The 8376-nt window shown below is 64.3% G+C and carries 7 protein-coding genes and 1 tRNA gene; 4 read left to right on the top strand and 4 right to left on the bottom strand.

All coding sequences use genetic code 11. The annotated features are described in order from the left end of the window. Positions 1-199: 199 nt before the first annotated feature. On the top strand, positions 200-1663 hold the full coding sequence (locus VFO93_RS21140) for a DUF3526 domain-containing protein (protein WP_325136365.1): 1464 nt from the start codon (positions 200-202) through the stop codon (positions 1661-1663). A 148-nt stretch (positions 1664-1811) separates the two neighbouring features. Here the strand turns inward: VFO93_RS21140 and VFO93_RS21135 are convergent, their stop codons facing one another. The 4 genes from VFO93_RS21135 to VFO93_RS21120 all read right to left on the bottom strand — a co-directional run bounded on the left by VFO93_RS21135 (position 1812) and on the right by VFO93_RS21120 (position 6494). Then, on the bottom strand, positions 1812-3215 hold the full coding sequence (locus tag VFO93_RS21135) for a DUF3500 domain-containing protein (RefSeq protein WP_325136364.1): 1404 nt from the start codon (positions 3213-3215) through the stop codon (positions 1812-1814). A 206-nt stretch (positions 3216-3421) separates the two neighbouring features. Then, complete coding sequence (locus tag VFO93_RS21130; RefSeq protein WP_325136363.1) at positions 3422-4726, bottom strand: HupE/UreJ family protein; 1305 nt, start codon at positions 4724-4726, stop codon at positions 3422-3424. A 100-nt stretch (positions 4727-4826) separates the two neighbouring features. Next, entirely contained in the window at positions 4827-5930 is a 1104-nt protein-coding gene (locus VFO93_RS21125) for a DUF3500 domain-containing protein (RefSeq protein WP_325136362.1), read from the bottom strand. 491 nt (positions 5931-6421) lie between these two features. Further along, positions 6422-6494 (bottom strand) — tRNA-Gly (locus VFO93_RS21120). Positions 6495-6595: 101 nt separating this feature from the next. On the opposite strand from VFO93_RS21120, the gene VFO93_RS21115 reads away from it, so the two are divergent. From VFO93_RS21115 to VFO93_RS21105, 3 genes are all read left to right on the top strand, one after another. Then, positions 6596-6838: a hypothetical protein gene (locus tag VFO93_RS21115; RefSeq protein WP_325136361.1), complete on the top strand. Its 243-nt coding sequence runs from the start codon at positions 6596-6598 to the stop codon at positions 6836-6838. Positions 6839-6877: 39 nt separating this feature from the next. Continuing rightward, on the top strand, positions 6878-7426 hold the full coding sequence (locus VFO93_RS21110; protein WP_325136360.1) for a GNAT family N-acetyltransferase: 549 nt from the start codon (positions 6878-6880) through the stop codon (positions 7424-7426). A 27-nt stretch (positions 7427-7453) separates the two neighbouring features. Next, on the top strand, positions 7454-8376 hold a 923-nt coding region (locus VFO93_RS21105; RefSeq protein WP_325136359.1), incomplete at its 3' end, for a hypothetical protein.

Genomic DNA, 8376 nt, shown 5'->3' with positions numbered 1-8376 from the left:
TAGACATGAGACATGAGAACCGCTTGAGAGCCTGACCAGCGTCTTTCTCATGTCTCATGTCTAACGTCTCATGTCTAAAAAATTAAGTCAAACAGCTCCTTAGCGGTCGGCTCCCCCTCTTTTTTGGAGAGGGGCCGGGGGGTGAGGTTCCCTACGCCGAGCGGCAAGCCACCGTCTTCCTTGTAAGTATTTCCCAATTATGCCTGCTTCCCTATTCCCTGTCCTCTGGCGGCACGAGCTGACTTCTTTGTACCGCAACCGCGTGCTGGTGGTGCTGTTTTCGCTGGTGCTGGTGGTGCTGCTGGCCGCGCTGTGGGCCGGCAGCAGCCAGCTGCACACGCAGCAGCGCACGCTGGGGCGCATCCAGGCGCACCGCCACGAAGCCCAGGACAGCCTAGTGCGCCGCATCCGGCGCGTGGAGGCGGCCGGCATGCGCTACCCCGGCTTTATCTGGGACGACCCCACGTATGCCTACAACACGGCCCGCAACGAGGGGCCGCAGTACGCCGCCAAAGCCCCGTTTGCCTTGCAGGCGCTGGCGGCGGGCCAGAGCGAGGTGCAGCCGTTTTACTACAAGGTGTACATCACCAAAAAGCAGCAGCTGGTGCACGAAAGCGAGATTGCCAATAGCTACTTGCAATTTGTGGGCACTTTCGACTTCGCCTTCGTGGTGGTGTATTTGCTGCCGCTGCTCATCATCGTTTTTACTTACAACGTGGTGTCGAGCGAGCGCGAGCAAGGTACCTGGGTGCTGCTCAAAACCAGCAATCAGTCCATCGCCCGCCTCACGCTGGGGCGGCTGGGCATTCGCTACGGGCTGTTTACGCTGTTCTTTTGGGCGGTGGTGGGGCCGGTGCTGGCCGCGCTGGTGGGGCCGGCCTTTCTGGCCACGGTCAACTGGTGGTGGCTGGTGGCGGCCGTGTCGCTGTACTTCGCTTTCTGGTTTGCGCTGGCGCTGCTGGTCAACAGCTTTTCGCTGAGCTCTAACCTCAACGCGCTGACGCTCATATTTATGTGGCTGGCGCTGGGGCTGCTGGTGCCGGCCGGGTTGCAGCTGGGCCTCGACCGGGCGTACCCCATTCCGAGCCGCATCGCTATCACTACAGAGGAGCGCAACGCCATCAACCGCTACTTCGAGCGCGACGGGCAGGCGCTGACCAAGGACGTATTCAGCAGCCCGCGCACGCTCATCCGGCAGGCGTCGGTGGTGACGCCGGGCATGGTGTACGGCTACGGCGTTATCGTGAGCAAAAGCCAGGACATCAAAGACCAGGCTACCCGGCTGGCCGAACAGCGGCTCTACGGGCAGATAGAAAAGCAGCAGGCCGCCCTGCGCTACTGGCAGCTGCTGAGCCCGGCGCTGCTGCTCCAGGAAACGCTGTCGGCACTGGCCGGCACGCACTGGCAGCAGTTCAACCACTTCAGCCGCGATGTCGATGCGTTTCGCACCCGCACGCAGCGCTTCTTTTACCCCAAAATGGCGCTGCAAAGCACGTTCCGCACCTTCACCGTGGCCGATGCGGCGGCCATTCCGCAGTTTCGGCCCCGGGTGTATGCCGATTATGGCTGGCTGCCCATCGGGCCGTCGTGGCTGTTATACGCGGGGGTGGTGGGGCTGGTGCTGGGCGTAGGCTACCGCCGATTATTACATGCTAGCCGATAACTCCCGCCCGTGCGGCAACTGGGCGTGGGTGCGAGGCCACTGAAAAATTAACTACCCCACTAGCTGCGCCGCGTGGAGTGGGCCCCAACGCAAAACAGCCCGGCTTACCAAGTAAGCTGGGCTGTTTTAGTTCAATGGAAGGCGGGCATTATTGCAACGTCAAGCGGCTGGTAACGGCGGCCTCTCCGGCTGGCTGCACCGTAAGCATATAAGTGCCAGCGGCCAGGCCCGTGGTGGGCACCTTGGCCATGACGCCACTGAAGGAGCCGCTGGCCACGGCCTGCCCCAGCGTATTGCGCAGGGTGTAGGTGGCCGACTTGGCCGTGGTGGTTTCGGCCAGCACCACGTCGATGCCCTGGCCGCTGGCTACCGGGTTGGGGTAGGCCGAGAATACCTTGGCGGCCTGGGCGGCCTTGGTGCTCAGCGCAACGTTGGTGTAGGTACCGAAGAAGTTTCCGCCGTAGTCGCGGGCATGGTCGCGCCACACGCTGTGGTAGTGGATGTTGGTGCGGTACACTACCCCGGTCTGGCACACAAACTCAATCCAGGCCGTTGGCCCGTCGATGCGCACGTAGTCGCCGTTGGTGGTGAGGTTGCCGGTGCCGGAATACGAAATGTACGTGCCCGCCGGCTCGTTGGTGTACGTGGCCAGCAGACTAGCGGCCGTGACGTCGTCCACGTCCTGCACCCAGGGGCGCATGGCGTCTACTACCAGCTGCTGCTGGGCCGCCGTGAGCGTGCTTACTGGCAGCCCCACCTTGGTGGCCGGAAACTGCCCGTTGCCACTGGGGCCGAGCAGCACGTCGCCGAAGGTCTGGCTGAGCTTGGCCGTGGTTTTCTGCGTCGCCGTCAGGCCGTTGAGCATGGCTAGCATGGCCGAGGCTTCGTTGGCCATTGGGGCCGCCACGGTGCCGGTGGGCAGCACGTTGGCGTTGGTGGTGGTGAAGGTGAGGGGCTCAACGCCTTCGAACTGAGGCGTGCCCCCCTTCACCTGGCCGTTGCCGAAGGTGACATTGGTGGCCAGGTGGTGCCCCCCGAACTGGAGCTGCCAGGTGCCCGTGGTAGACGGCGTGCCCAGGAACGCAATGAAGTAGATGCCCGAGCCATAGCCGCTGCCGCCGCCGTTCGCGTTCAGGTTGTCATCGGCTGCCCGCAGCTGTTGAATTTCATTGAAGCCATCGCCCGCCACGGTTCCCGTGGCCGCCTGCACCACGGCCATCGCTGCCGCTTGCTGCGCCGTCGTCAGGGTAGAGAGTTGCAAGCCGATGCGGCATTGCGAGCCACAGGGCAGGTTCGACCACTTGGTAACGGTCGTGGAGTTGTAAGCCTGCAACAGCGTGGTTTGCTGGGTGGTGCTGAGGGTGGCCAGGAAGGCGTTGGCCGCCGTCACCACGTCGCTCACCGCCGCAGCCTGCGTGGTGCCTTTGGTGTGCTTTACACTGGTTGTGGAAGTCGGCAGCAGCTTCAGCGTAGCCGTGCTACTGGTGTGCTGCTTAAAAGCCATCACCGCCAGCAAGGCACCGGCTGAGGCTAAACAAGTAGAGATTTTCATGCAACTAAACGGGTGAAGTGAAGAAAAATGAGTGCTAAAGCTTACTGGCTCTTACTGGCTGGCTACCGAAAACCTAAGTTAAATCCGGCTTAATACTCTTCGGTAATCTACTCGCAGCTACGCTAATATAATACGTTTGTTTTGCCTCATCACCAGCTGTCGCCCAATTGCTGAATAACATCGACCAACGGGCAAAACGCCGTACCCTAAGCCAACCGACGGCGGCGCTGATAGAGCACGACCGAGCCGATAGCCAGCGCGGCCAGAAGCCAGGGCGCGTAGGGCACGGCCGTGGCGAGGGCCCGCGTCAAGGCATTGCTGCCGCCACTCAGGCGCTCTACCAGCCAGGCCGCCGCGGCCACGCCGGCCAGCGCCGCGCTGCCCAGCCGCACGTACTGGTAATAGGGCGTGCAGGCCAGCAGCAGCAGCCACGGAATCGTAAGGCCTACTACCAGCAGCTGCATCAGCTCGATACCCACGTTAAAGCCCAGCAAGCTCAGCGCCAGCGGCCCGGCTTCCAGGTGCAGGGTAGCCAAGGTGCTGGCAAACGCCAGGCCATGTACTAGCCCAAAGCCGGCGGCCACCCAGGTTTCGCGCCCCGGAAATAGCGGCCGCACCGCGTGCGCCGCCGCCACCAGAATGGACACCGCAATGAGCGCCTCCACCGGCTGCGTGGGCAGCCGCACCCAGCCCAGTGTGCCCAGCAGCAAAGTAAGCGAGTGGCCCAGGGTGAAGGCCGTGACGAGCAGCAGCAGCCGACGCAAACTGTAGCGGGGGCCACCGTAGCCGCCCCAGCGCCGGCCGGCCACCAGCAGCGGGGCCGGCAGCAGCAAGGCCAGCAAAAACAGCAGGTGGTCAGTGCCCTCGGCAATGTGGCGAATGCCGAGCTTCACCATCGCCACGAAGCCTGTCCAGGGGCTGCCTGCGGTCAGGTTCACGGCCAGGGGCGGAATAACGCTGTTGACCACGTCCATTTCGATGACTCCGACCTGCGTTGGCGCGGCATCTTCGGCCACTTGCCCGGCCGCCCAGTCCTGGCGCACCGACACCAAGATTTTGTGCGTTACTACCTGGTGCACAATGGCATCGTAGCGCAGCACGAAGCGCCGCACGTCGGCGCCGGGCGGGGGTAGCAGGTGCAGGTACGCTACTACCTCGTTGTAGGGGCCGTTCAGCTCGTTGGCCTGGTGCTGCACCGCCAAGTCGCCCACCCGTAGGCCCCAGTAGCGGCCATCGGTGCTTTGCACCCGCACGTGTTGGGTCAGGTACTGCCGCAGCTGCGGCCCCCAGCGCTGCATCAGGCCGGCGGTCGAGTCGGACACGGGGTACTGGAAGGCAGGTTGCAGCTCGCCGAGCGGCAAATGCACCTCGGCCTCCAGGCGCTGCGGGTGCACCGTGAGCAGCACCAGCGAGTTGGGCATGGGGTGGGCCAGCGCCGGCAGCGCGCCGCCCACCAGCACCAGAAGCAGCAGTGCCAGCCAGCGGCTGGGTTGGCGGAAAAGTGACGCCATCACAGAAGAATTAATTGATAAGAACGGAAAACTAATAAAAAAGCTTTCCCACCGCACGAATCCATGGCTCGCGCGGCGGGAAGGCTTTTTTCAGCAAGCGCTAGTTACCGCCGTAGTCCTTGCTCTTGTCGCGCCACACCGAGTGTGGGTGGGTGCCCGAGAGCACGATGCCGTTCTGGCAGGAGTACTCCATCCAGACGTGCGGGCCGTCGATGCGCACGTAGTCGTTGCGGGTGGTCATGGCCGTGGTGCCCGAGTAGGCCACGTAGGTATTGTCCAGCTCGCTGGTGTAGGTGGCCAGCATGGTGGCGGCGTTCGCATCGTCGGTGTCGTACACGTAGGTCTTCATGGCCGCCACCACCAAGGCCTTCTCGCTGGCAGATAGGCTACTACCCTTTACCCCTACGGCGGTGCTGGGGAAAGTGCCGTCCTGGCCGGGGCCGGCCACTATGTCGCCGTAGGTTTGCGAAAGCTTGGCGGCGGTCTGGTTGGCGCTGCTGAGGCCGTTGAGCATGGCCGAGAAGGCGGCAGCTTCCTGCTGCAAGGGCTGGTTGCTGGCACCGTTCAGGGTAAAGGTGGCGAACGGCTCGACGCCGCGGAACGAGGGCGTGGCCCCGGTCAGCACGCCGTCCTTGTAGGTGTTGGCGAAGGCCAGGTGGTGCCCGCCAAACTGAATTTCGAAGGTGCCCGTGGTAGCCGGCGTGCCCAGAAAAGCGATGTAGTAGTTGGCCGCTCCGTAGGTACTGCCGCCGCCGTTAGCAGCCAGGTACTCATCAGCATTGAGCAGCTGCTGTAGCTCGTCCCAGCCCTCGTTGGTCGTCGTGCCCGATACTTCCTTAATCAGCGCCTTGGCGTACTGAATCTGAGTGCTCGTCATCGAGCCGAAGCTCAGGCCCACGCGCTTGGAGGAGCTTTGGACCAGGCCCTGCGGCAGGTTCGACCACTTCTTGGCGTCGCTTACGGCGTAGGTGCGCTGCAAGGTCGATAGCTGCGTGCCATCAAGCTGCGATTTAAACGCGTCGGCCAGGCACACAATCTTGGCGATGCCCGTGGCCGTCGAGGTGCAGGCGCTCACCGTGATGGGGTCGGGATTGGAATTTGAGGACGAGGTGGTAGTGGCGGTGGTATCGTCCTTTGTGCAAGCGACGAGGCTGGTGGCCAGCATGGCCCCAATGGCCAGCGCGATTTTTATGCGGTGTAGCATACGGCAAACGATTAAAGAAAAAAGGGGCGTGCTGCTGCTTGCACAGACTATGGTGAAGTAACTGAATGAGCGGGCGGTAACAAGGCCGCTTTACGTACCACTCAAACCTAGTCTGCCAGCGGGCCGGCCCGCTACCTTACTCGGCCGCCGACCATTTTTTGTCGACTAGCGGGCGCAGTTTGCTCCAGACAACCCGTGCTAACTGCGAAGAATTGTCGGCATTCCTTCCAATCCATTTCCGAAGGTGGAGTGCGAATCCAGCCGGCTACCGGCGTGCTACGAGCCCGAAGCTCCGGTCAAACAGGCTCTACAAGCTTTTGACGTGTACGATTGTGCCCCGTACTTGAGCCGTGCAATCTATTTTCGGACAGGTGCTGGTGCAACGCCAACTAATAGTATAGAATTACAAATCAAAAACCTATGCAACCTGGCGCATCATCCAAAAGCAAAACAGCCACTCAGATTCTCATCTAAGTGGCTGTTAAACAATGAGCGAGAAACGAGGTTCGAACTCGCGACCCTCAGCTTGGGAAGCTGATGCTCTACCAACTGAGCTACTCTCGCAAGGCTTGGATGCTGGCAAAGGTACGGTTATTTAACTAAATAGCAAGGCCCCGGCATGGCCCGGAACATCGGGCCGCGCCGGGGCGTTTAGGGTGGCACATATGGCCCGTTCTCCCTCGTCTCGCACCGTTCTCTCGCCTCTTTCGCGCCGCCTGGTAGCCGGGCTGCTTATTGCGGCGGGCATCTTGCTGGTTGTCGCACAGCTGCTGCGGGTGTATGTGCTGTTTTACCATTGGCACGACCTGGGGCAGCTGGCCTGGCGGCCTTTGCTGGGTGTGGGGCTGGGCACGGCGGCCGGTGTGCTTACCAGCTACGTGGGCTGGCGCGTGGGCCGGGCGGGCTAGCGGCGGTGGGCTTTGGGCGGGCGGCCCCACCTTTGCGGCATGTCTTCTCCGCTCCGCATCTCTATTGCCAAGGCCAATATGGCCACCGCTACCCGCCTCGCCGACCTGGGCCGCCAGACGTTCACCGAAACCTCGGGGGCCGACACCACCCCCGAAGACCTGGCCGCGTTTCTAGACAAAGTGTTTGGCCCCGACATTCAACTGGCCGAGTTGCAGCAGCCGCGCTACACCTACCTGCTAGCCGAGATGCAGGGCCAGCCGGTGGGCTTTGCCAAGCTCTGGCGCGACTCGCCCCTGGGCCTAGCCCCCGGTGAGGCCGCACCGGGCCGCCTGGAGGTGAAGCAGCTGTACGTGGTGGAGGAGTGGACCGGCACCGGCCTGGGCGCGGCCCTCATGCGCCGCATTGTGGAGCTGGCGCAGGCCGAGCACTGCACGGCCCTGGTGCTGGGCGTGTGGGAGCACAACGCCCGCGCCCGCGCCTTTTACCAGCGCTTCGGCTTTCGGGAGATTGGCGAAACGACCTTTCAGCTAGGTGCCGATGCACAGCGCGACCTCATTTTGCGTAAGGGGCTGGCGGGGCGTTCCTAGCCACTGCGGGCGCCCGTGCTGTTGCCTATGCGTATTACTTCCTCTTTCTGGCTGGGCCTGCTGACCGGCCTGGCGGCCTGCTCGCCACCCTCGGACCCCAGCGGGCAGGCGGTCCCGGCGGCGCACCCGCCGGTGGGCCACTTCGCTGGGGCCCTCACGGCTGCCGGCCGGCCCGAGCTGCGCGCCGCCCTGGAGGTGCGCCACCCCCGCCCCGGCCACTACGATGCCGAGCTGGTAGTAGCCGCCGCTCCTGCCCTCAGCTTCGTGGCCGATACGGTGGCCTTTGCGGGCGGGCGGCTGCGGCTGGTGCGCCCCGGCTACGCGGGCCAGGTGCTGGCCCTCACGCAGCAGGGCGACTTCTGGCGCGGTACACTGGCCGTCGATTCCACTACTTATACTACGCTGCTGGTGCGGCGCGGCCCGCCCGAGCCGGCCGTGTACCGCGTGCGGCCCGATGAAGTGCCGGGCTCGGTGGGCGAGGCACTGCTCTTCAGCCCCGCCGACGAAAGCCTGCCCGGCGCGGCGCTGGCCGTGTTCCCCACTGCCGCCACGGCCGGGACCACCCCGGCCTGGGCCGATGCGCTGGCCCGGCAGGGCTACACTATATTAGTACTACCCGCCGCCGACACCCTCACCGCGCCCGCCCTCACGGCAGCGCTGGCCTACCTGCGGCGCACGCCGGGCGTGGACACGGCGCAGGTGGGCACCTGGGCGGCCGGGCGGCGGGCCGCCGCACTGGCCGAACTACTGGCGCAGCCGGCCGCGCCGCGCACGGCCTTCGTGGTGGCGCAGGAAGCACCGGCGGCGGCCCCGCGCGGGGCGTGGCGCACGGTGGCGCAGCGCCGGCGCGTGCTGGGCATCTACGATGCCGCCGATGCTACCACGGTGCAGGCGGCTGCCGCCCTGCGCGGGGCGCTGGGGCGGCCAGGGCGCGTGCTGCGTGGGCAGGG

Source organism: Hymenobacter sp., from assembly GCF_035709525.1.
Lineage (GTDB): Bacteria > Bacteroidota > Bacteroidia > Cytophagales > Hymenobacteraceae > Hymenobacter.
The sequence above is the reverse complement of the archived record's forward strand: the minus strand, read 5'-3'. Positions and strand labels throughout refer to the sequence as shown.

Excerpts from the sequence above, each read along its gene's own strand:
- VFO93_RS21140 (WP_325136365.1), top strand. The coding sequence starts at position 200 with ATGCCTGCTTCCCTATTCCCTGTCCTCTGGCGGCACGAGCTGACTTCT.
- VFO93_RS21135 (WP_325136364.1), bottom strand. The coding sequence starts at position 3,215 with ATGAAAATCTCTACTTGTTTAGCCTCAGCCGGTGCCTTGCTGGCGGTG.
- VFO93_RS21130 (WP_325136363.1), bottom strand. The coding sequence starts at position 4,726 with ATGGCGTCACTTTTCCGCCAACCCAGCCGCTGGCTGGCACTGCTGCTT.
- VFO93_RS21125 (WP_325136362.1), bottom strand. The coding sequence starts at position 5,930 with ATGCTACACCGCATAAAAATCGCGCTGGCCATTGGGGCCATGCTGGCC.
- VFO93_RS21115 (WP_325136361.1), top strand. The coding sequence starts at position 6,596 with ATGGCCCGTTCTCCCTCGTCTCGCACCGTTCTCTCGCCTCTTTCGCGC.
- VFO93_RS21110 (WP_325136360.1), top strand. The coding sequence starts at position 6,878 with ATGTCTTCTCCGCTCCGCATCTCTATTGCCAAGGCCAATATGGCCACC.